General features: G+C 69.8%; 17 protein-coding genes, 1 tRNA gene and 3 pseudogenes. 14 read left to right on the forward strand and 7 right to left on the reverse strand.

The window, feature by feature from the left end; all coding sequences use genetic code 11:
- Positions 1 to 37 precede the first annotated feature (37 nt).
- From ACFV2X_RS47480 to ACFV2X_RS47500, 5 genes are read left to right on the forward strand one after another with little or no spacing between them, the layout of a single operon-like run.
- Positions 38 to 1,711 carry an FAD-dependent oxidoreductase gene (locus ACFV2X_RS47480; RefSeq protein ID WP_385628607.1) on the forward strand — a complete coding sequence of 558 codons (1,674 nt, stop codon included), beginning with the start codon at positions 38 to 40 and terminating at the stop codon, positions 1,709 to 1,711.
- Complete coding sequence (locus ACFV2X_RS47485) at positions 1,708 to 3,261, forward strand: FAD-binding oxidoreductase (RefSeq protein WP_385628608.1); 1,554 nt, start codon at positions 1,708 to 1,710, stop codon at positions 3,259 to 3,261. Before ACFV2X_RS47480 ends, ACFV2X_RS47485 begins: the two co-directional genes overlap by 4 nt.
- 42 nt (positions 3,262 to 3,303) lie before the next feature.
- Complete coding sequence (locus tag ACFV2X_RS47490; RefSeq protein ID WP_385628610.1) at positions 3,304 to 3,966, forward strand: glycerol-3-phosphate responsive antiterminator; 663 nt, start codon at positions 3,304 to 3,306, stop codon at positions 3,964 to 3,966.
- Between the two features lie 6 nt (positions 3,967 to 3,972).
- On the forward strand, positions 3,973 to 4,275 hold the full coding sequence (locus ACFV2X_RS47495; protein WP_385628613.1) for a putative quinol monooxygenase: 303 nt from the start codon (positions 3,973 to 3,975) through the stop codon (positions 4,273 to 4,275).
- Positions 4,272 to 5,411 (forward strand): zinc-binding dehydrogenase, encoded by a 1,140-nt coding sequence (locus ACFV2X_RS47500; RefSeq protein WP_385628616.1) that lies wholly within the window; start codon positions 4,272 to 4,274, stop codon positions 5,409 to 5,411. Before ACFV2X_RS47495 ends, ACFV2X_RS47500 begins: the two co-directional genes overlap by 4 nt.
- A gap of 198 nt (positions 5,412 to 5,609) precedes the next feature.
- On the opposite strand, the gene gap is transcribed toward ACFV2X_RS47500, so the two are convergent.
- The 3 genes from gap to ACFV2X_RS47515 all read right to left on the reverse strand — a co-directional run bounded on the left by gap (position 5,610) and on the right by ACFV2X_RS47515 (position 8,136).
- Positions 5,610 to 6,608, reverse strand: coding sequence for a type I glyceraldehyde-3-phosphate dehydrogenase (gene gap / locus ACFV2X_RS47505; protein ID WP_385628618.1), 999 nt, complete (start codon positions 6,606 to 6,608; stop codon positions 5,610 to 5,612).
- Positions 6,609 to 6,719: 111 nt separating this feature from the next.
- Positions 6,720 to 7,676: a GlxA family transcriptional regulator gene (locus ACFV2X_RS47510; RefSeq protein WP_385628620.1), complete on the reverse strand. Its 957-nt coding sequence runs from the start codon at positions 7,674 to 7,676 to the stop codon at positions 6,720 to 6,722.
- A gap of 76 nt (positions 7,677 to 7,752) precedes the next feature.
- Positions 7,753 to 8,136 (reverse strand): winged helix-turn-helix transcriptional regulator, encoded by a 384-nt coding sequence (locus tag ACFV2X_RS47515; protein ID WP_385628622.1) that lies wholly within the window; start codon positions 8,134 to 8,136, stop codon positions 7,753 to 7,755.
- A gap of 103 nt (positions 8,137 to 8,239) precedes the next feature.
- On the opposite strand from ACFV2X_RS47515, the pseudogene ACFV2X_RS47520 reads away from it, so the two are divergent.
- From ACFV2X_RS47520 to ACFV2X_RS47535, 4 genes and pseudogenes are all read left to right on the forward strand, one after another.
- A pseudogene (locus ACFV2X_RS47520) lies at positions 8,240 to 8,640 on the forward strand (RidA family protein).
- Between the two features lie 317 nt (positions 8,641 to 8,957).
- A complete protein-coding gene (locus ACFV2X_RS47525; protein WP_385628624.1) occupies positions 8,958 to 9,605 on the forward strand; it encodes an isochorismatase family cysteine hydrolase in 648 nt (215 codons plus the stop codon).
- A gap of 94 nt (positions 9,606 to 9,699) precedes the next feature.
- Complete coding sequence (locus ACFV2X_RS47530) at positions 9,700 to 10,185, forward strand: SDR family NAD(P)-dependent oxidoreductase (protein WP_385628669.1); 486 nt, start codon at positions 9,700 to 9,702, stop codon at positions 10,183 to 10,185.
- Positions 10,186 to 10,507: 322 nt separating this feature from the next.
- Positions 10,508 to 13,450, forward strand: coding sequence for a tetratricopeptide repeat protein (locus ACFV2X_RS47535; RefSeq protein WP_385628627.1), 2,943 nt, complete (start codon positions 10,508 to 10,510; stop codon positions 13,448 to 13,450).
- Between the two features lie 2 nt (positions 13,451 to 13,452).
- On the opposite strand, the gene ACFV2X_RS47540 is transcribed toward ACFV2X_RS47535, so the two are convergent.
- Both ACFV2X_RS47540 and ACFV2X_RS47545 read right to left on the reverse strand, forming a co-directional pair.
- On the reverse strand, positions 13,453 to 13,617 hold the full coding sequence (locus ACFV2X_RS47540; protein ID WP_385628629.1) for a hypothetical protein: 165 nt from the start codon (positions 13,615 to 13,617) through the stop codon (positions 13,453 to 13,455).
- A gap of 632 nt (positions 13,618 to 14,249) precedes the next feature.
- Positions 14,250 to 14,327: transfer RNA gene (locus ACFV2X_RS47545), tRNA-Trp, on the reverse strand.
- Between the two features lie 465 nt (positions 14,328 to 14,792).
- Here ACFV2X_RS47545 and ACFV2X_RS47550 point away from each other — a divergent pair.
- Positions 14,793 to 15,746 carry a phosphotransferase family protein gene (locus ACFV2X_RS47550; protein ID WP_385628630.1) on the forward strand — a complete coding sequence of 318 codons (954 nt, stop codon included), beginning with the start codon at positions 14,793 to 14,795 and terminating at the stop codon, positions 15,744 to 15,746.
- Positions 15,747 to 15,942: 196 nt separating this feature from the next.
- Here the strand turns inward: ACFV2X_RS47550 and ACFV2X_RS47555 are convergent.
- Positions 15,943 to 16,134 (reverse strand): annotated as a pseudogene (locus tag ACFV2X_RS47555) (M20 family peptidase); the annotation flags it as partial.
- 246 nt (positions 16,135 to 16,380) lie between these two features.
- Between ACFV2X_RS47555 and ACFV2X_RS47560 the strand changes: the two are divergent.
- Positions 16,381 to 16,980, forward strand: a complete 600-nt coding sequence (locus tag ACFV2X_RS47560) for a hypothetical protein (protein WP_385628633.1) — start codon at positions 16,381 to 16,383, stop codon at positions 16,978 to 16,980.
- Positions 16,981 to 17,600: 620 nt separating this feature from the next.
- Here ACFV2X_RS47560 and ACFV2X_RS47565 read toward each other — a convergent pair.
- On the reverse strand, positions 17,601 to 18,185 hold the full coding sequence (locus ACFV2X_RS47565; protein WP_385628635.1) for a GNAT family N-acetyltransferase: 585 nt from the start codon (positions 18,183 to 18,185) through the stop codon (positions 17,601 to 17,603).
- Between the two features lie 604 nt (positions 18,186 to 18,789).
- Here ACFV2X_RS47565 and ACFV2X_RS47570 point away from each other — a divergent pair.
- The 3 genes and pseudogenes from ACFV2X_RS47570 to ACFV2X_RS47580 all read left to right on the forward strand — a co-directional run bounded on the left by ACFV2X_RS47570 (position 18,790) and on the right by ACFV2X_RS47580 (position 20,607).
- Complete coding sequence (locus ACFV2X_RS47570) at positions 18,790 to 18,978, forward strand: hypothetical protein (protein ID WP_385628637.1); 189 nt, start codon at positions 18,790 to 18,792, stop codon at positions 18,976 to 18,978.
- 69 nt (positions 18,979 to 19,047) lie between these two features.
- Positions 19,048 to 19,800: a nucleotidyltransferase domain-containing protein gene (locus ACFV2X_RS47575; protein ID WP_385628640.1), complete on the forward strand. Its 753-nt coding sequence runs from the start codon at positions 19,048 to 19,050 to the stop codon at positions 19,798 to 19,800.
- Between the two features lie 43 nt (positions 19,801 to 19,843).
- A pseudogene (locus tag ACFV2X_RS47580) lies at positions 19,844 to 20,607 on the forward strand (transposase).
- Positions 20,608 to 20,680: the final 73 nt, after the last annotated feature.

The raw sequence follows: 20,680 nt of genomic DNA on the forward strand, positions 1-20,680 counted from the left end.
CCGGGGCCGCCGAACCGAAACACCAGGAGTTGATGTTGTGATCACCATGCCTGCCCGGAAACCGCGGCGCACCGCCGCGGCGACCCGCCGGACACCGCTGCTGCTCGACCGGGCCGCCCTCAAACGCCGACTGGCCGACGACATGTACGACGTGCTCGTCATCGGAGGTGGCATCACCGGGGCGTACGCCGTGCTCGACGCCGCCTCACGCGGTCTGCGCGCAGCCCTGATCGAGAAGGACGACTTCGCCTCCGGCACCTCGTCGAAGTCGTCGAAGATGGTGCACGGCGGCCTGCGCTACATCGAGCAGGGCAACGTCAGTCTGGTCCGCCACTCGCTCCTGGAGCGCCACCGCTTCCGGAAGAACGCCCCGCACCTGGTGCACCGGCTGCCATTCCTCTTCCCGATCCTGGAGAAGGAGGGTGTTTTCGACGCCCGCCTCGCCAAGGGCTTCGAGGGCCTGCTGTGGACGTACGACCTGGTCGGCGGATGGCGGATCGGCAAGCTCCACCAGCGGCTCACCGTTCCCGAGGTGCTGGCCCAGGCTCCGACGCTGCGCGCCGAGAACCTCAAGGGCGGGCTGATGTATTTCGACGCCCGCACCGACGACGCCCGGCTCGTCCTCACCATCGTCCGCACCGCCGCCGTGCTCGGCGCGACGGTCCTCAACGGGGCCAGGGCAGAGGGCCTGCTGATGCAGCTCGGCACGGTGTCCGGTGCCCGGGTCTCGGTGGACGGCGACACCATCGACATCCGCGCGCGGGCCGTCGTCAACGCCACCGGGGTGTGGACCGACGAGCTGGACGCGAAGGCGGATGAAGGTCACAGGCCGCAGGTCCGGCCCGCCAAGGGCGTCCACATCGTGGTGCCGTGGGACAAAGTGCGGATCAACTGTACGGTCACCGTGCCGATCCCCGGCCGGGCCCGCCGGGCGACCTGCACCCGCTGGGGCAACAACGTCGTGCTGGGCACCACCGACGAGGACTACCAGGGCTCCCCGGACGACGTGCACTGCACCCGCGAGGAGATGGACTTCCTGCTGGAGGGCGCCAACACCGCCTTCGAAGGGAAGCTCACCCCGGACGATGTGGTCGGCTCCATCGGCGGTCTGCGCCCGCTGGTCGGTGGCAAGGAGGGCGCCACCCTCGATATGCGCCGCGACCACCACATCACCGTCGGCCGCACCGGCATGGTGACGGTGACCGGCGGGAAGCTCACCACCAGCCGGCACATGGGCGAACTCGTCATCGACAAGGTGATGACGGTCCTCGGCCGCAAGGGGAAGAGCCGCACCACCGACCTCCCGCTCCTCGGCGGCGCCGGTTACGACTCCGAGGCCGTCGCCGCGTCCGGTGGCATCGCCGCCCACCTGGGCGAGCGCTTCGGCACCGAGGCCCGCTTCATCGGCGACTTCATTCAGGACGACCCGTCGCTGGCCGAGCCGATCGTCGCCGGACTCCCGTACACGAAGGCGGAGGTCGTGTACGCGGCCCGTGCCGAGCTGGCCCGGTCGGTCGACGATGTCCTCTCCCGCCGCACGCGCGCCCGGCTGTTCGCCCGGGACGCCTCCGTCGACGCCGCCGAGGCCGTCGGCGCGATCCTCGGCCAGGAACTGAACCTCACGGAGGCGGAGGTCGAGCGTTCGGTCGCCGAGTACCTCGCAGCCGTCCGTCACGAAAAGTCCGTACTCCTCGAAGGGGCACCAGCATGATCAGCCGTCAGACCATCACCCACCCGTTCAACCGGGGCAACTACACCGTCGGCGCCCCCAGCTTCGCCACGTGGGCGCGGAACACCCCGATCGGTGACGGCGAGGCCGCGCTCCAGGTGAACCCGGTCGAGGTCCCCGAGCCCGTGGTCGAGGCGCTGCGCGAGGCCGCGCACGCGGTGCACACCTCCCGCGACGAGGTCGTCACCCGGACCCGTGACTGGTGGGCCGGTTCGATGATCGGCGAGACCGAGGGCCGTCCCGCCACCCCGAACGCCGTGATCGTCGAGGCCGCCGACGCGGACCAGGTCGCGGCCGTGCTGCGGATCTGCCACGAGGCCGGCATCCCGGTCACCCCGTCCGCGGGCCGCTCCAATGTCACCGGTGCCGCGCTCCCCGTCTTCGGCGGCGTCGTCCTGGACATGTGCGGGCTGAACCAGATCATCGGCTTCGACGCCGAGTCGAACATCGTGGACGTCCAGGCCGGCATGTTCGGCGACCTCTTCGAGAAGCAGCTCCAGGAGGAGTACGGCGTCACCACCGGCCACTGGCCGTCCGCGTTCGCCGTCTCCACCGTCGGCGGCTGGATCGCCTGCCGCGGCGCCGGTCAGCTCTCCACGCGTTACGGCAAGATCGAGGACATGGTCGTCGGCGTCGACGTCGTACACGCGGACGGCACCCGGGCCACGTACGGCGACTACGCCCGCGCCGCGGTCGGCCCGGACCTGCGCCAGCTGTTCGTCGGCTCCGAGGGCACCCTCGGTGTCATCGTCTCGGCCCGGCTGCGGGTCCACCCGCTGCCGGAGTACGCGAGCGCCGCCGCGTACGGCTTCAAGACCTTCGCGGAGGGCCTGGACGCCTGCCGCAGGATCATGCAGCGCGGCGCCACCCCGGCCGTCCTGCGCCTGTACGACACTCTGGAGTCGGGCAACCACTTCGGCCACCCGGAGACCAACCTCCTGCTCATCGCCGACGAGGGCGACCCGGCCATCGTCGACGCGTCGATCGGGGTGGCGAAGGAGATCTGCGAGGAGTACGGGCCCGAGCTGGACAGCCAGGCCGTCTTCGAGCGCTGGCTGGACGAGCGAATGCTGGTCGGCAAGTCCGCCGAAGGCTTCAAGCCGGGTCCGGGCTTCGTCGCCGACACCCTGGAGATGGCCGCGTCCTGGACCGACCTCCCGGTGGTCTACGACGAGGTGGTCGCCGCGATCCAGGCGGTGGACGGCACCCTGGCCGCCTCGGCCCACCAGTCCCACGCGTACACCGACGGCGCCTGCGTCTACTTCTCCCTGCGCGGAAACGTGGCGCCCAAGGCGCGCCGCGACTGGTACCGGGCGGTGTGGGACGCGGCCAACGCCGTACTCATCAAGCACGCCGCGGCGCTCAGCCACCACCATGGCTGCGGTCTGCTGCGCGGCCCCTACCTGGAGGAATCCCTCGGGGCGGGCTTCGCGACGCTCGTCGCGGTGAAGAAGGCCCTGGACCCGGCCGGCCTCCTCAACCCTGGCAAGCTGGGCCTTCCCAGCCGCTTCGGTACGTCCCCGCTGAGCTGACCTCAGCAGCCACCGACCCTCGACCCCAGGTAGGCCCTCGCCATGACCCCTTCCCCGTCCCGGTCCGGTGCCCCACTCGATGCCCGGCTGGTCTCCGCACTGGCCGAGGTCCCGGTCATCGCGTCGGTCGTCACCCCCCAGCCGCTGCGGCAGTTCCTGACCGCACCGGCCAAGGTGTGCATCGTCGCGTCGCTCACGGTGGGGCAGCTGCCCCAGGCCGTGCCGGCGCTGGTCCGGGCGGGGAAGACCGTGTTCGTGAACGTGGACAGCAGCCCCGGTCTGGCCCAGGACCGCGGCGCGCTGGAGTTCATCAAGAACATGGGCGCACACGGTGTGGTCAGCACCCGGCTCTCGCTGATCGAGAAGGGCCGGCCGCTCGGTCTGCTGACGATGATGAAGGTGTTCGTCACCGACCGGTCCAATCTGCGCCGCTCCACGGACGCGGTCTCGCGCGGGGCGCCGGACCTGGTCGAGATCATGCCCGCCCCGATCGTCGCCCGGATGAGCGAGCAGGCACAGCGCGCGATGTCCCCGTCGGTCGCCGCGGGCTTCGTGGAGACCCCCTCGGACGTGGCGCTCGCGCTGGCCCTCGGATCCGTTGCCGCCGCCACGTCCGACCCCCGCCTCTGGCACCTGCGCCGGGACCAGCTGCCGCCGGTTCCGCCCGCAGCACGGAAGCGACCTGCCGCACCCTCCCAGGAGTAAGCCCCCATGTCATACGTCGTCGTCGCCCGCTACCGCACCAAGGAGGGCAAGGAGAACACCGTCCTCCCCCTGCTCGACACCATGGCCGCGGCGTCCCGCCAGGAGCCGGGCAACCTTGCCTACCGCGTCCACCAGGGCACCGAGGACCCGCGGACGATCGTGCTGTACGAGGAGTACGTCTCCGAAGCCGACTTCACCGCACACTGCGCCACCCCGCACTTCCAGGAGATCGTGCTCGGCAAGGTCGTCCCGCTGCTGGAGAGCCGTGACGTGCTGCGCTGTGCCCCGCGTCCGGAGGTGCGGGCATGAAGACCCGTGCGGTGGTGCTGCGCGGCATATCGACCGCCCGCCCCTACTCCGAGACCCGCCCGCTCGAGGTGGAGGAGCTGGAGCTGGGCGCCCCACGCGAGGGCGAGGTGCTGGTCCGGATCGCGGCCGCCTCGCTCTGCCACTCGGACCTGTCGGTGGTCAACGGCGACCGGGTCCGCCCGCTGCCGATGGCGCTGGGGCACGAGGCGGTGGGCGTCGTGCAGGAGACCGGAGCGGGCGTCGCCCGGGTCCGTCCCGGTGACCACGTGGTCCTGGTCTACGTGCCCAGCTGCGGCTTCTGCGCCGACTGCGCGGCCGGTCGGCCCGCCCTGTGCGCACAGGCCGCCGCGGCGAACGGGTCGGGAGCGCTGCTGCACGGCCCGTCCCTGCTGACCGACGCCTCCGGCAACCCGGTCCACCATCAGCTGGGTGTCTCGGCGTTCTCCGAACACGCGGTGCTGGCCCAGGAGTCGGTGGTACCGATACCGCAGGACATCCCGTTCACGGTGGCGTCGATGTTCGGCTGCGCGGTCCTGACCGGCGCCGGAGCCGTCATCAACACGGCGTCCCTGCGTCCCGGTCAGTCGACGGTGGTCTACGGCCTGGGCGGCGTGGGCCTGGCCGCGGTGCTGGGTGCCCGCGCGGCGGGCGCGTACCCGGTCATCGCGGTCGACCCGGTACCGGAGAAGCGCGAGTTGGCCCTCCAACTGGGCGCGACCCACACGTACGCCCCTGGCGAGGCGGTCGAGGCGATTCATGACCTCACGTCCGGTGGTGCCGAGCTGGCGGTCGAGGCGGTGGGCAGCCCGAAGGTGATGGCCGAATGCCTGACGGCCCTGTCCCGGGGCGGCACGGCCGTCTCGGTGGGCCTGCCCGCCCCCGACCGGGTGCTGGAGGTCCCGGCGCTGACGTTCGCGGGCGAGGGCAAGTCCCTGCTGGGCTCGTACATGGGCGACGCGGTACCGCGCCGCGACATCCCCCGGTTCCTGGACCTGTGGCGGGCGGGCCGGCTGCCGGTGGAGCGGATGCACACCGGCACTCTGCCGCTGACCGGCATCAACACGGCGATGGAGGAGCTGGCCTCGGGCCGGGCGATCCGTCAGGTCATCGACACATCGGGAATGCTGGACGTCTGACCCCACCCGCGCCAACAGGGCGCCCGACGCCGGCGGCAAGTCCAGGGTCGCCCCCGCCAGTCCTTGCTGAGCCGCGAACGGAGCCGGGCCCTGTCGCCCGCGCCTGTCAGGGACGCGGGCCGACAGGGCCCCGTGGCACACATCCGGTCGTGGTTGTGAGCGAGCCGGCTCACGGACCCGATCACGCTCGGGGACCGGTCAGCGCGTGGCGAGGAGCTCCAGCGTGTCGATCACGCGGTTGGAGAAGCCCCACTCGTTGTCGTACCAGGCGACCACCTTGACGTGGCGGCCGTCGACGCGGGTCAGGGCCGAGTCGAAGATCGACGAGGCCGGGTTACCGACGATGTCGGAGGATACGAGCGGGTCGTCGGAGTACTCGAGGACGCCGGCGAGCGGGCCCTGTGCGGCGGCGCGGTACGCGGCCAGCACGTCGTCGCGGGTCACGTCGCGGGCGACGGTGGTGTTGAGTTCGACGATCGAGCCGACCGGTACCGGCACGCGGATCGAGTCGCCCGACAGCTTGCCGTCGAGGTTCGGCAGCACGAGACCGATCGCCTTGGCGGCGCCCGTCGTGGTCGGCACGATGTTGACGGCGGCGGCACGGGCGCGGCGGGCGTCGCGGTGCGGACCGTCCTGCAGGTTCTGCTCCTGCGTGTAGGCGTGCACCGTGGTCATGAAGCCATGCTCGATGCCGGCGAGTTCGTCGAGCACGGCGGCCAGCGGCGCGAGCGCGTTGGTCGTGCAGGAGGCGTTCGAGACGATCGTGTGCACGTCCGGGTCGTACGCGTCGGTGTTGACCCCGTACGCGAGCGTGACGTCGGCGCCGTCCGACGGCGCGCTGACCAGCACCTTCTTCGCTCCCGCGTCGAGGTGGGCGCGGGCTGCCTTGGCGGAGGTGAAGCGGCCTGTCGCCTCCAGCACGATGTCGACGCCGAGCTCGCCCCACGGCAGCCGCGCCGGCTCCCGCTCGGCGAGCACCGTGATGCGTCGGCCGTCGACGACAAGGGCGTCCCCGTCGGCGGTCACCGGACGGCCGAGCCGTCCGGCTGTGGTGTCGTACGCGAGGAGCCGGGCGAGGGTGACGGGCTCGGTGAGGTCGTTGACGGCGACGATCTCGAAGTCGCTGCCGCGTTCCAGCAGGGCGCGCAGCACATTGCGTCCGATGCGGCCGAATCCGTTGATGGCGATGCGAGTCATGTGTCGTGGTGTCCCTTCGGTTCGTCACCAGCTTCGCGTGCGGGATCCGGCCATGGCCGTGGCGTGAGCGCCATGGTTCGCAAGGATCACGCCAGACGCCCGGGCGGCGGGCTACTCGCCCCGGGTGAAGGTACGCCGGTACTCGCTGGGCGTGGTGCCGAGGATGCGCTGGAAGTGCATCCGCAGATTCGTGCCAGTGCCGAGACCGACGTCGTTCGCGATCTGCTCGACGCTGCGCTTCGAACGCTCGAGCAGCTCACGAGCCAGGTCGATACGGGCGCGCATGACCCACTGCATCGGCGTGTACCCGGTGTCCTCGACGAAACGCCGCGAGAACGTGCGCGGTGAGACCGCCGCGTGCTGGGCGAGGGATTCGAGGCTGAGGGGTTCGTCGAGCCGGTGCAGGGCCCATTCGCGGGTGGCGGCGAACCGTTCACCGAGCGGCTCGGGCACGCTGCGCGGCACGTACTGCGCCTGGCCGCCGCTGCGGTAGGGGGCCGCGACCAGGCGCCGGGCCGCGTGGTTCGACGCGGCCACCCCGAGATCGCTGCGCAGGATATGCAGGCACAGGTCGATGCCCGAGGCGGCGCCGGCCGACGTCAGCACGCTGCCCTCGTCGACGAACAGGACGTTCTCGTCGACCCGGACGAGCGGATGCTTCTGGGTAAGCGCCCGCGTGTAGTGCCAGTGCGTCGTGGCGCGCTTGCCGTCGAGCAGCCCTGTGGCGGCGAGCGCGAAGGCGCCCGTCGAGATGGCGGCAAGCCGTGCACCCCGGCCGTGTGCGGCGATCAGCGCATCGACGACGGCCCGTGGCGGGTCGTCGCGGTCCGGGAACCGATAGCCGGGGACGAAGACCATGTCGGCCCATCCAAGCGCGTCGAGGCCGTGGGTGACGTGGTAGGCCAGGCCGTCGCCGCCGGTCACGAGCCCGGGCGCCGCGCCGCACACCCGCACCTCGTACGGCATGCTGGCGCGGGTCGTGAACACCTGCGCGGGAATGCCGACATCGAGCGGCTTCGCACCCTCGAGCACGAGGACGGCGACTCGACGCAGGCGGGAGGAAGACATGGGAAGCAGGGTACGAGCTGGCCGGTCCACTCGTCCGCACTGACAGTGGTGTTCCGGGTGTGGTGCTGTGGGGCTGTCAGTCGCCGAAGCGACGGCGCGCGTCCTCAATGTGACCGAGGTATTGGTGGGTCCAGCCGCATATGGCGTCGACCGTTGCCCGTAGCGCACGGCCCGGCTGGGTGAGCGTGTACTCGACCCGTGGCGGCACGGTGGGGTGCACCGTCCGCTCGACCAAGCCGTTGCGCTCCAGCATGCGCAGGTTCTGGGTGAGCATCTTGTGGCTGATGCCCTCGACCTCTTTGCGCAGCTCGCTGAAGCGCAGGGTGCGCTCACCGAGCGCCTCGATGATCAGGAGCGCCCATTTGTTGGCGACGTCCGAGAAGATCTCCCGCGCCAGGGAGTCCGCGCGCCTGAGGTCTGCGTTCTCGGGCAGGCCCTTGAGTAGCTGCTTGGTCACCATGAGGTTCCTCAGTCACCGAAAAGTGCGTTCTTCCAGGTCGGCTCTCACTCTCTTACAGTTCCTGAGTAACCACAAGTGAGAGTGAACAGAGGGGCGAGCACTGTTGGCCACCATCGATGTCTTCAACCACAATGTGCCGGCCGAGAGCGACTTCGGCTACTCGCAGGCGATCAAGTCCGGGGATCTGATCCACGTCTCCGGACAGCTCTCGCTCGACGAGGCGGGCGGGTTCCTCTACGCGGACGATTTCGACGCCCAGCTCAAGCAGACTACGTCAACCTGGACAAGGTCCTGGACCACTACGGCGTCACCCGGAACCAGGTCGTCTCGCAGACCCTGTACGTGGTGAACCTGCGCCAGAATGCCGCGGCGACGGCGGAGGGCAACCTGGCGTACTTCGGCCACCACCGTCCGGTCAGCACGGTCTTCGGCGTCACCGAACTGACCTTCCCCGGCCAGGTCATCGAGATCAGCTTCGTCATCGACACAAAGCTGCCCGCCTGAGCTCGACCCCAGTGCGCGGCCCGTCTTGGCCGGCCTCTCGCGGAATGGTCACGGTGACCGTTCCGCGAATGCTTCCACAACCCCGCTCTTTGCGCAGACGGTGTGACCAGCCTGCCCAGTCCGGCCCGGCGGCGTCTTCCCAGACCGCGTGGACGGCGTCCGGGTCCAACGGCGCGGATGCCGTTCGGCCGGACGAGTGACAGACTAAAAGTCCAGTCGGCGGCCTGCACCAGAGGAGCAGGGCGTGCCCTGGTCGTCCACTCCGTCTCGCATCCCAGCGGCGATCGATCCGTTCGCTGATCAGATGGGAGCCGTTCATGACTTCCGCAGCGCCGTACTCCCCGGACGAAACCGCTCTTCTGCTCGTCGACCCGTACAACGACTTCCTCTCCGAGGGCGGCAAGCTGTGGCCCCGGGCGAAGGAAGTGGCAGAAGGCGTCGGCCTGCTCGACCACATGCGCACCATGCTCGCCACGGCCCGCAGCCAGGGGTTTCGCGTCTTCATCGTGCCCCACCACCAGACGACGCCGAACGACTACATCACGTGGGACCACTTGTCCCCGACCCAGCAGCGCATCGTGACCCAGCAGACCTTCGCCGAGGGCAGTTGGGGGGCCGAGTGGCACCCCGACCTCCACCCTCGCGAGGACGAGTTGGTCGTGCGCCAGCACTGGGCTTCGAGCGGCTTCGCGAACACCGACCTCGACTTCATGCTCAAGCAGCACCACATCCGCAAGATCGCGCTGATCGGTATGCGGGCAAACACTTGTGTGGACACCACCGCACGCTTCGGTCAGGAGCTGGGCTACCACGTGACCCTCATCCGCGACGCCATCGCCTCCTTCAGCTGGGACGAGATGACAGCGACATTCGAGCTGAACGCGCCTCTGTACGCCCACGCCATCCTCAGGACAGACGAGTTCGTCGACATCGTGAACGGCGGGGCGGGCAAGGGCTCCCCGTAACGCCAGATCGTGTTCTGAGGGTGGTGACCCCTGTGCATGGGACGATGGAGGAGCCGGTGGAGCGCGCGGAGGGCTGGCCGGGCAGACGGTCGTGGTGGTGGGAGGCGGCGGAGGCATCGGTCTGGAGACCGCGCGACAGGTGCGTGCGGCGCACGGCGACCTGGTGCTCGTGGCGCGCAACGCCGAACGCCTGAAGCGGGCGGCGGACGAACTGGACCCGCTGAGCACCGCCGCGTTCGACGCCCAGGACACCGACCGCCTGGGGCGCTTTCTCGGGGAGCTGCCCGGGCAGGTCGACCATGTGGTGGTCACGGCGGGCAGCCCGTCGTACACCCCCCTCGCCGAACCCTTCATCGGCGGCACCGGCGGTCGGCGGCCCGCGACCGGGATGGCCGTGACGGGCGCTCTCCTCGGTGACCAACTTGAGGCGCACCGTGAGGATTTGAGGAAGACGCTGCCCATCGGCCGGGTGGTCGAACCGGCGGACGTCGCCGCCCTCGCGCTGCACATCATGGCCAACGGAGCCCCTACTGGCGCCACGTACGACATCGACGGCGGCCGGCAACTCGTCGCACACTGACCGCCCACTCAGCCCGTTCGGGCTGGAGGCGGATCGCATCCAGCACCGTGGTCCCGCGGTCCAGGAGGTGCGGCCAGGTCTCCAGCGCGGCCACGAGCGAGTACGGCCGGCCCGGGATCGTCACAGCCACGGCGAGACATCGACGGCCAGGATCAGGCGGCCGTCCGCCGCAACCGGTCCACGTCCAGGCGCCCTTGTTCAATGCGCCATACAAGGCACCGTGACCACGACGAGAGGGTGGCCTCGGCAAGCTGATCGCCGCCGCAACTCCGCTGTCGGACCTGTCGCCTATGCTCTGCGCAGCAGACGACCAGAGCGGATCATGAATGCGGGGGCAGTGGTGGACGGTTCGTCCGGGGTGGACAGCGGCTACCAGGCGCATCGGACGGCGTTCGCGGTGTTCGCCGAGCAGTTGCGGAAGGGCGACCACCGGGCGGCCCTAGCCGCCGCGCACGCAGTCCACGAGCGGGTGCTCGCCGCCGGGCATGTAGACCTGCGCGGCGTGGCGCTGAACTGCGTTGGCCTGGCCCAGTTCGAGCTTGGCGAGTTCGCCGCCGCGGTGGAGTCGCACCAGCGCGCCAAGGACCTGAGTTGGCGGTCCGACGTGCGCGGGTTCGCCGCGCTGCGGGCCAACCTCGCCAGGATCGCGGCCGGCGAATCGGTCGCTTATCCGCAGGTCTGGGAGGCTGACTCCGCCCCCGGCCAACTGGCCGCGCTCGCCCGCAGCGGGCACCCGCACCTGGCTCCGGCAGCCGGTGTCGAGCTCGGTCGGCTGCTGCGCGGTGAGCGGCACTTCCTGGCGGCGATCCGCGCCTACCAGGCCGTGGTCGACTCCGGCCACCCTTGGTTCCGGCCGCGGGCCGCCGCGCCACTGGCCAGGCTGCTGCGCGAGGCGGGCGACGACGAGGGCGCCTCCCGAGTCCTCGACCACGTCGGCCCCGAGGCCGACGTGCCCGACCTGGCCGATCTCGCGCTGGCCCCGCTGGACGAGCCGGAGGCGCCGCCCTTCTGGCTGGCTCCGGTCCGGCCTGGTCTCGACCACTACCGCGCCGGGGATCTGGCCGCCGCCCGTGCCGAGCTGCGCGCCATCGCCGCCGGCGACTGGCGTCACGCCGCGCACCAGGCCGGCATCGTGCTCGCCGGTATCGAACTGCGGCACGGCGATCGCAGCGCCGCCCGCCAACTCCTGGGCGACCTGGCCGAGACCGCCGACTTCACTCACGGCCCGCGCGCGGCCGTGGCTCTGGCCATCCTGGACGCCGCCGAGGCGGCGCCTCCGGACCTCACCACGACCGTCGGCCCGGTCGGCGCGCTCGCCCGCTACCTGACCCGTGACCTGGACGTACTGGCCGACCTGGAAGCACTGGCCCAGGGCCGGCACCCGTTGGCCGGGGTGTTCGCGGCCCTGCTCGGCGACCTGCTCGACGACGGCCGGCCCGGGTCGGGAGCGGCCCACTGGGAGGTCAGGGCTGTGCAGTCGGAGGACAGGCTGGCGGCCGGCTACACCGCCTACCTGACCGCCATCAACCTGACGATGTGGGACAACACCGAACGCGTCGTGGACGCGCTCGCCGAAGCCTGCGAATCCGCGCCCGCCGTGCTGCCCTGGGCCGCCGTCCGGCTCGGCGAGGCGGGTCTGACCAACGGCTATGGGAGTGGCGACAGCCAGTCATTCTTCACGGGCGTGCTCGAGACAGGCCACCGCGCGCTCGTGCCCCGCGCCGCGGCCGGGCTGTTCAACTCCTCGCCGGCGGACAGCTGGTCGGCGGAAGAGCGGTACGAGCTGGCCGAGGAGCTGCTGACCGGCGATCTGCCCGCCGAGGCGGTTCCACCGCTCGCCTGGCTGGCGGCCGAGAAGCTGATCACCTATGAGGACGATCTGGACGGCGGACGGGAGGCGCTGGAGCGGATTCCCGCGTCCGATCCCGAGTTCGGTGCCCCGGCGCTGGCCGTACGGCTGCTGCTGGACGAGGACGTCGACGGCATGCGGTCGGTGTTCGGGCGGCTGGCCCGGTGGGACGACCGATCGCTGGACATAGCCTCCGAGTGCTGCATGTCGGTGCTCTGGAAGCTGCCCGACGAGTCGGCCGTCACCCGGCGGGCCCTCCTTGTGCTGGCCGACTTTGGCGACCAGAGCACACCTCTGGCCTACAAGGTGTCGGAGCGGTTGATCAAAGTCTGTCAGATCCAGCACGATCTGGACGGCGAACTGGTCGCCAGGGAGGCGTCGAACCTGCGCCGCGGCGGTCCCCCGGGCGGCGGGGTGCTGGCGGCCGCCCGCCGCTTCTACCTTGCCGGTGACCTCGACCAGGCGATCGAGCTGTACCAGCGGGTCACCCAGGAGTTCCCGGAGGCGCGTAGCAGGGCGGCTGTCGACCTCGGCGTGCTGTTCCGGCACCAGGGTCGGCACGAGGAGGCCCGGGAGTTGATGGCGGCCGGCGTTCATCCGGAGCACTGCTTCAAGCTGGGCACCGATCTGGAAGGGGCGGGGCGGATCGACGAGGCCATCCTCGCCTGGGGGCTGATCGCCGACACCGACGACATCACCTGGGCGGTCCGTGCCAACTGCTACCTGGGCAAGGCGCACGCGGGCCGAGGTGAGACCGACGCGGCGATCGCGGCCTACCAGCGGGCCGGTGCGACCCAGGACTCCTTCTCCTGCGGCATGGCCTGGTACGAACTTGGCTGTCTGTACCAGGACCAGGGGAATCTCGCGTTGGCCAAGGAGGCCCAACAGCGCGGTGCCGACGTAGGGGCCAGGCTGGGAGAGGACGGCGAAACGGTCGTCGGCGTATGCCGTCTGCGGTTGGCCCAGCTGGCGACGCTGTCCGGCGACACCGAGGAAGCCCGGCGCCGCTACCTGGACATGGTCGACAACGCCGAGCGGGGTACGGCCGCGATGGGGGCGATGATGCTGGGCGGCGACGCCAAGGACCGCCGGGACGTGGCCGAGGCGCGGCGCTGGTACCAGTGGGTGATCGACTCCGGCGACTTGTTCCAGCGGGAGCTCGCTCTTGCCCACCTCGGCGAGCTGTACTACTGGGTCGGCGACCGGGACCAGTCACGTGAGTTCTACCAGCGCACCCTCGACGCCACCAGGAGCAACCCGGATCTGGTCGCCGAGGCGGCCTACCGGCTCGGGGAGATGGCCGGCCAGGACGGCGACACTGCCCAGGCCGTGCGGTACCTGGAGCGGGCGCGGGACACCGAGGACGCCACCTTCGGCCCCCAAGCCGGCCAGCTGCTGGGCCGCCTGACCGGATGATGTCACCGACTTCGGGCAGCCTGAGCATCGCGCGTCGGGTCCCGGCGGGGTCGATGGTGATGCCGTTCCGGTGTTCTGTCGCCGTATTCGAGGATGTCGTACTCGTCGTCCAGTTCGGCGAGACGTTCGGCCAGCGGCAGCTCGTGCCCGAAGCGCTGGAGAATCACTGCGCTGTCTGCTCGTCAGCTTCTCCCAGAAGCGCGCATGCTGAGTTCGCGTAGCGGATGGCTGTCTTCTCGTCGATGCTGAAGACGAGCGTAAGGTGCAGCGGGTCGGCGTAGTAGTCGTCTGACCCGTCGTTCGTCTCGGTGAACCCGGGTGTTGGGCGCCATCGGCCCGGCCGGAGGCTCGGTAGCGTCCGGGCTGGAGGATCCACCTCCTCCCGGTGCCGCCGGGTCCGCATGCCAGTACGGGTGAACCGCTCCCGACCGGCAACGCCGATCTGCCTTCCAGAACGGAGCAAGCGTGAAGGTGAGCGGGTCAACCCGGCGCCGACCGCCCCAGTCCGCTGAGGCAGGCGAAGCGCTCCCTTGTCGGTTAGCTGGGGTGGTTCGTCACCACCGTGGTGACAATGGCCACGAGGATGGTCTACGCGGGCGTGGAGGAGATGCTCCGCATCGTACCCATTCGGTGTACCGGTCCTGGGCAGTGCCGGAATCGGGCCAATCGCCCTCGACAACCAGCGGGGCGCCACCCACCCGGCCACCGGTTCGACCGAACCATTTCCCTGGACTTCCGTTCAGCCGATATACCGGGTCGTGGGGGGCGCAGGTGCCGATGCAACACCAAGGGGAACGACTGGCAGGGGCGGCAGGATTTGAACCTGCGGCGCGCGGGTTTGGAGTCCGCTGCTCTGGCCGGGCTGAGCTACGCCCCTTTGATACGGCCACTCTGGCACCTGCCAACCGTAATCTGCCACGGATTTTTACGTCGGCGAGTACTGGACGGCGACCAACTACCTTCCCCTACGAGCACAGCAGGAGGACACAAGGCAGGCCGAGTGGCCGTGCGCCGTGCGCCGCTCACCTCGGCGATGCGGAGAGCACACGCCCTGCTCGTGCGCACTGGCGTGCGGCACCGGCTCACCTCAGTTTTCGGCAGGTCTTTTGGGAGCCAGTCGGGCAGTGAGATTGAGAGCCAACTCCTGCCGAGCCGGTCAGGCTGCGCCGATGCCGGTCCGTCGGTCAGTGGGACGGGCCGGTGGCGCAGTCGGAGCCGCGGCGGCGGGGCAGTGTCAGGAGGGTTTGCGGGCCTCGATGAGGAACCGCATGGTGTGGGCGATGAACGGTCCCTCGCTTAAAAGCTTTTGCGCGTGTCGCCGTCCGGATGATGAGGTGACACGGTGACCAACCACGACGAAGCGGCGGCTGTCCGACCGTTGACGCTGGCTTGGGTGAGCCGGCACCTGGAGGCCGGCGAACGTATCGTCAGAACCGAGGCGCTGCACGGCGGCATCACTGCCGAAATGCGGAGGCTGACCATCGGCACGCGGGGCGGAGGCACTCGTGACCTGGTTCTGCGGACCTTCGTCAACGTGGAGCACGCCGAGGACTGGCTGAGCAGGGAGACCGGCGCCCTGACCCTGCTCACGGGGACCGGTGTGCCGGCTCCTGGGCTGGTCGCGGTTGATCCGACCGCCGCGCATTGCGAGTATCCGTCGCTCCTTATGACACATCTGGCAGGCCGGACGGTCCTCGACGACGAGGGATTGGAGACGCGCGTCCCTCTGCTGGCCCATCAACTCGTTGCGATCCACGCGTTGCGCCCCGCCGAGCGGCCCCGGAAGTATGTGACGTTGACGACAGCCGACACCGTCGTCGTTCCGAAGGGCGCCGACGCGGCGGCATGGGCCGCGGCGATCGACGTGATCCGCAAGCCCGCGCCGCCGTATGAAGGGCGCTTCCTGCACCGGGACTTCCAACCCGGCAACGTGCTGTTCGACGTGCCGCCCACAAGGCCGCAAGATACCCGGATCACCGGCGTCGTCGACTGGGCAGCGACTTCCTGGGGCCCGGCGGATCTCGATGTGGCGCACTGCTCCACCAATCTCGCGCTGCTGCACGGCCCGGCGTGGGGTCTGCGGTTCGCTGAGGCGTACGAGGAGGCCGGCGGGGTGCTGGCCGAGACCGCGAGCGAGCGGCTGTACTGGCGGGTGCGGTCCGGGCTGGCGTTCTCAGAAGAAGTGCAGTTGGTGTCGCAGCCATGGCGGGAGGCAGGGAGGACAGAGCTGACGACGCGAGCTGTGGAGGAGCGGCTGGATGCCTATGTCACCGCCCTGATGGACGCGCTGGGCTGAGCCAAGGCGGTCCGGGGCGCGGGCCCGACGGCGAGCGCCGGACCCAGCTGCCACGTCCGGCAGCGGAGCCGATCGCATACCACTCACACCGGGGCACCCCAGAGTACGGGCTGGCTCCCGGCCGACGGCTCCGCGACGCCTCCGAATCAAACGGCAATATCACTCGTCGTAACAGCTCCCCGTGGGGCCAGCGGGGCCACAGGCCCAGGCCGCCGATCACGACATCCTCCAGGCCTGGGCTGCCGATCATCACCCCCGCGGGACGGGTCGCCTGCGGGTCGGCGAGATAGGCGCGGGCCCCGCCGAAGTGACCGGTGTGCTCGTCGACGTGCAGGAGCACGGCAAGCCCGCCATGCAGGTCAGCGGCGTGACCGTGGAGGTCGGCCGCTCGTCGCTGCCCCTGCGCGTTGCCGCCGTGGCCCTTACCCTGGCCTCCGGCCTTACCTTGACCGTCTGCTCTGGCTTGGCCTCGCCGACGAGGCGGAGACCGTCGCGCTGACCACCGTGGTCGTACCGGTGCGTGACACTCCTGGCAGCCCACTGCCCGGAGTCAGCGGGGAGACGCGTGCCATCAGCGCGCTCATCCTCAAACAATCTGGTCGACGCCGGCCAGGGCGGGCCATAGCCTCTCGATGTGTCCGCATCCCGAAGCATCGACTCCTGGCGACAGGTGGAGTCCCGGCAGGGCTTCGCTGCCTACCTCGGCTTCTTGGCCTTCGATTGCGAGCAGGCGTGCAGCGGCCAGGAGGCAGAGCCGCCGACGGTCAGCCGTTGGACCAACCGGACCATCGATGGTCTTCTGTGGGGGTGGGCCGGCTTGCTCGGCGGCCGCCTCGACGGCACCGACCTACTTCACGAAGAAGCACCCGACCGACCCGGCTGGCAGGGACTGGCGTACCAACTGGACATCGCCCGCACGATATCGCCGGGCTTCAACCTCGTGCTCGCGGACTCCGAAATCGAACCGAACGAGGTCGACACGCCCCGCGACCTGCGGAGGTATGTGGCGACGCTCGCCACCGACTTCGCTCGGGACCAAGAGGAGTGCCAGGCAAAGATCGACCGTGGTCAATGGGCAGGCGATGGAGGTAGCTGGGCGCACAGCACCCTTTACGACTGGCTCGGCGCCTGGGCCGCTTGGGTGGGCGCCAACTCACCACGTCACGCGCAACTCGAACCCGTTACGTGGAGATCCGTAGCCCTACAGCTCTCAGTCGCGCGGATCTACGAGTAGGTAGCTGCGACCAGATCGCGTGAGACGTCGACGAAGCGGACCAGCTCACGCGGGACGGGAACAGAACGAACGGGACGGGGCATCACGCGCCGAGGTGCCGGGAGAGGCCGATCGCCTGATCGGCGGGATTCCTCGGACCGTCGGATGCTGGGGCAGATGGAGCCGTCCGGGGGCGTTGCTGTCGAGCCGGATGACCAGGGGCTCGGGCGCTCGCGTGGCGGGTTGGCTACTGAGTTGCATCTGGGCGTCGAGGAGGGCCGGAAATTCAGGTCCGTCGTATCGCCGGGCAGTGCGGGATATCTTGCAGTTCGAGGCTGTCCTCGTCCGGGTGTCCCGTCCGGGGCTGGGCAGGCCGCACGTCCGGCCGAGGCGGGTGTGCGCGGACAGGGCGTACGACTTCCCGGGAGAACCGCGCCTGCTTGTGGAGGGCGCGGCATCGGCTGCACCATCCCGGACAAGGCCGATCAGGCCCGCAACTGCAAGGAGCGCAGCTCGTTCGGCGGTCGTCCGCCGAAGTTCGACCCCGGGGACGACAAGAGGAGACGCGCGGTCGAGTGCGGTATCAATCGCGTCAAACGACACCGCGTCGTGGCCATGAGGTACGACACGCGCGCGGTCTGCTACGAGGCGGCCGTCCTCGTCGCGGCTATCAGTGAATGGCTGTGACCAGCGTCGTTGAGAGTGATCCAGTAGCGGCGCTTGACCCCGGTTTCGGTGCTGCGTACATCTTCGAGGACGCCGCCGTTGCGTTCGATGGTGCGTGCCGAGCCGATGTTGCCGTCGTCGCAGGTGAGGAGGACCCGGTCCAGACCGAGCGCCGGCGCTTTGAGCAGGACCGCTGCCAGCGCCCACGAGGCCAGTCCGCGTCTCCTGGCGGAAGGCCGAATGCTGTAGCCGATGTTTCCGCCGCCTTCCAGCAGAAAGGCGTTCAGGTAGTGCCGGAGGTCGATGGCCCCGAGGTACGTCTCGCCATCGACAATCCACCAGTGCGTTGCGTGGACGCGTCCTTCCCCGACAGGCAGCGACCGGTCCGATTGCTGTCGCAGTCGCTCGACCCATGAGGCGAACCCTTCCGGGCTGTCGAGGTCATCGTCACCGGCCAGACGCAGGCCGGCCCCGTCCTGGTGAGCGCCGGCCTGCCACTCGTCACGCGCCGTGAGCCACGAGGAATGCAGCCGACCCGTGGGAACGATCAGTTCAGCCATGCGAGGGACCATAACACCCGCACCCCCTGTGTGATCAGGCACTTTCTGCCGGGTCGGGACCCTGGCCCGTCGGATGGGGTGCGGGTGGGCCAGATCGGGGCGAGATCGCCTCATTCCGCCCGTGATTGCTCAGCAACTGCCTTGATCCGCTTCCGGTATACGTGCCGGGAGCGCCTGCTTGCGCAAGGAGGGATTCCAGTACGGGGTCCACTGGACGCCGCCAACGATTCCGTCTGGGCAAGGTCATCCCGCCCGTCCTCGAACGGGATCCGGACTGCGACCGTTGACGTGGGATGCAAGAGCAGGGCTCGGCTGATCGAGGTCTGGCGTGCCGCCGAGGCGCGCCTGCAGCCGGGAGCTGTTCGCGCCCACGGGCACGGCGGCGAAGGGCACGCACTCATACCCACTTGTGCTCATACCTCCGCCACGGCGTCATGGGAGAGTGAGGACATGATGAAGGGCAGGCCCTCCCGCTGGCTGAAGGGCACACTCGTGTCGGTGGTGGCGGCTGTCGTCCGTTACTGGCTCTAGGGGTTCTTGGACGAGTGGGCGGGGGAGACCGATCCGGACGGGACGTTCTCCGCTCTTCGCGGGGATTACGGGCGTGGTGTCGATGCCGGTGCTGCGGGAACGCGGCCATCGCCTGCTGGTGATGCTCGGCGCGATCGCATGGTTCTTCGTCGGCGGCCATGTGGTCGAGAACGACGTCGGCGCTGCTGGCACCATGGTGTTCCTCGCCCTGTTCACAGCTTTCGGGACTCTGCTGACCGGTGTCGAACCGCCAAGTAGGTGAAGAAACGGGAGGGCCCTTCGCGGCCCCGGCACCCGGCAGCCCCATCGCGATCACACGCCGGAGGCGTCGTTGTCTCGCTCAGTTGACCTGTATGTCCGCAGCGCCAGAAGGCTGGTCGCCGTCCGCTACCCGGATGCCGTAGGCGCCGTACTGGGAGGCTCCAGCGCCCGTGGGCAGGCCACCTCCGCCAGCGATCTCGACATCACCGTTCTCCTTCCCGACGACGGGGCCAGCCGCCGAGAGGTGCTCCGCCACGAGGGCCGCCTGGCAGAGGCGTTCCTGAACACCCGGGCGGACCTACGGCAAGCCTTCTTGCGAAGCCGGGTCACCCGCCGGGCAACCGCGCTGTTCCTCTATGCCGAATCCGTTCTGCTCCACGACCCCCACGGCCACGCCGAGCAACTCCGCGCCGAGGCCCGTAACCTGCTCGCCGCCGGTCCCGACCCGCTCACTCCACAGGAGTGCGACGCAGGCCGCTTCCTGCTCACGGACCTCCTGGACGACTTGACCGAGACCCGGCCCGGCAGCGATCGTCACGAGCAACTGGCGATCGCTGACCGCGTGCTTCGCGAAGCCGCCTACCTCCTGACCGCTCACCACCGCGCCTGGAACGGGGCTGGCAAATGGCTGCCTCGGCGCCTGGTTGAGGCCGACCCCATCCTCGGTCAGGAACTGCTGCGTGGGCACCTGGCGCTCGCCGAACACGCAGACCCCAAGGCGCTGGTAGCCGCCTCCTGCCGTGTCCTGGAACTGCTGGGCGGACCGCTGCGCGAGGGATACACCGACACCCTCCACACAGCGGCCGCAACCCCGGGAACCTAAGGGTGGTTCCGTATCTGCTGGTCACGGGTGAGATGATCTTGTGTTGGCTGGTGTGACCACGGTGTCGGATCCGGCCTGGACAGCCCCATTCACCGGGCTGAGCCCACGGCAGTGCGGCAAACTGGTCATTGCGATGGGGCGTCAAGGGTGCGGACCCGGTACTCAAGGGCCGGCCGTGGTGCCTGCCCCTGGAGGACCGGTTCCTGCTGGCAGCGGCCTACTGACGTACGAACTTGACGCTGCGGCAGCTCGCCCGCTGTTCGGGGTGTCGAAGTCGGCCGGCTGAGCGCATCATCGGCCACCTCGGGCCGTCGCTCGCGCTTCAGCCTCGCAAGCGGTTCCGGAAGGATGTCGTGCTGATCGCCGACGGCACTCTGGTCCCCACGCGGGATCACACGGTTGCCGAGCAGGCCAAGAGCTCCGGCACTCGGCCAACCACCAGGTCATCATCGACGCCGACCCGCGACTCGTCGTCGCCCGGCCGGTCACCGGCAGCCGCAACGACTGCAAGGCGTGGGAACTGTCCGGTGTGAGGACTGCCGTCGGCCGGACCACGGTCATCGCGGACAGCGGCTATGAGGGCACCGGTCTGGCCGTCCCGCACCGCCGCGAACGCGGCCGGACCGTACTGCCTGCTTGGGGAAGGAGCACAACACCTCCCACCGCAAGGTCCGGGCCCGCGTCGGGCACGTCCTCGTGCGGATGAAGACCTGGAAGATCCTTCGCGACTGCCGTTTGAAGGGCGACGGCATTCACACCGCGATGCTGGGCATCGCCCGACTTCACAACCTCGCCCTCACGGGATGACTCCCGCCCCGCACGGGACCACCTTTGAGAGGCCCGAGGCAGACGGCTCCCACCTCGCCGCCTCAGAGGATGC

Origin of the sequence: Streptomyces sp. NPDC059679 (assembly GCF_042734105.1) — a bacterium.
In the GTDB taxonomy this organism is placed as follows: Bacteria; Actinomycetota; Actinomycetes; order Streptomycetales; family Streptomycetaceae; genus Streptomyces.

Bases quoted from the DNA above. Each gene is read 5' to 3' on its own strand.
- ACFV2X_RS47485 (WP_385628608.1), top strand. From the start codon at position 1,708: ATGATCAGCCGTCAGACCATCACCCACCCGTTCAACCGGGGCAACTAC.
- ACFV2X_RS47490 (WP_385628610.1), top strand. From the start codon at position 3,304: ATGACCCCTTCCCCGTCCCGGTCCGGTGCCCCACTCGATGCCCGGCTG.
- ACFV2X_RS47495 (WP_385628613.1), top strand. From the start codon at position 3,973: ATGTCATACGTCGTCGTCGCCCGCTACCGCACCAAGGAGGGCAAGGAG.
- ACFV2X_RS47500 (WP_385628616.1), top strand. From the start codon at position 4,272: ATGAAGACCCGTGCGGTGGTGCTGCGCGGCATATCGACCGCCCGCCCC.
- gap (WP_385628618.1), bottom strand. From the start codon at position 6,608: ATGACTCGCATCGCCATCAACGGATTCGGCCGCATCGGACGCAATGTG.
- ACFV2X_RS47510 (WP_385628620.1), bottom strand. From the start codon at position 7,676: ATGTCTTCCTCCCGCCTGCGTCGAGTCGCCGTCCTCGTGCTCGAGGGT.
- ACFV2X_RS47515 (WP_385628622.1), bottom strand. From the start codon at position 8,136: ATGGTGACCAAGCAGCTACTCAAGGGCCTGCCCGAGAACGCAGACCTC.
- ACFV2X_RS47525 (WP_385628624.1), top strand. From the start codon at position 8,958: ATGACTTCCGCAGCGCCGTACTCCCCGGACGAAACCGCTCTTCTGCTC.
- ACFV2X_RS47535 (WP_385628627.1), top strand. From the start codon at position 10,508: ATGAATGCGGGGGCAGTGGTGGACGGTTCGTCCGGGGTGGACAGCGGC.
- ACFV2X_RS47565 (WP_385628635.1), bottom strand. From the start codon at position 18,185: ATGGCTGAACTGATCGTTCCCACGGGTCGGCTGCATTCCTCGTGGCTC.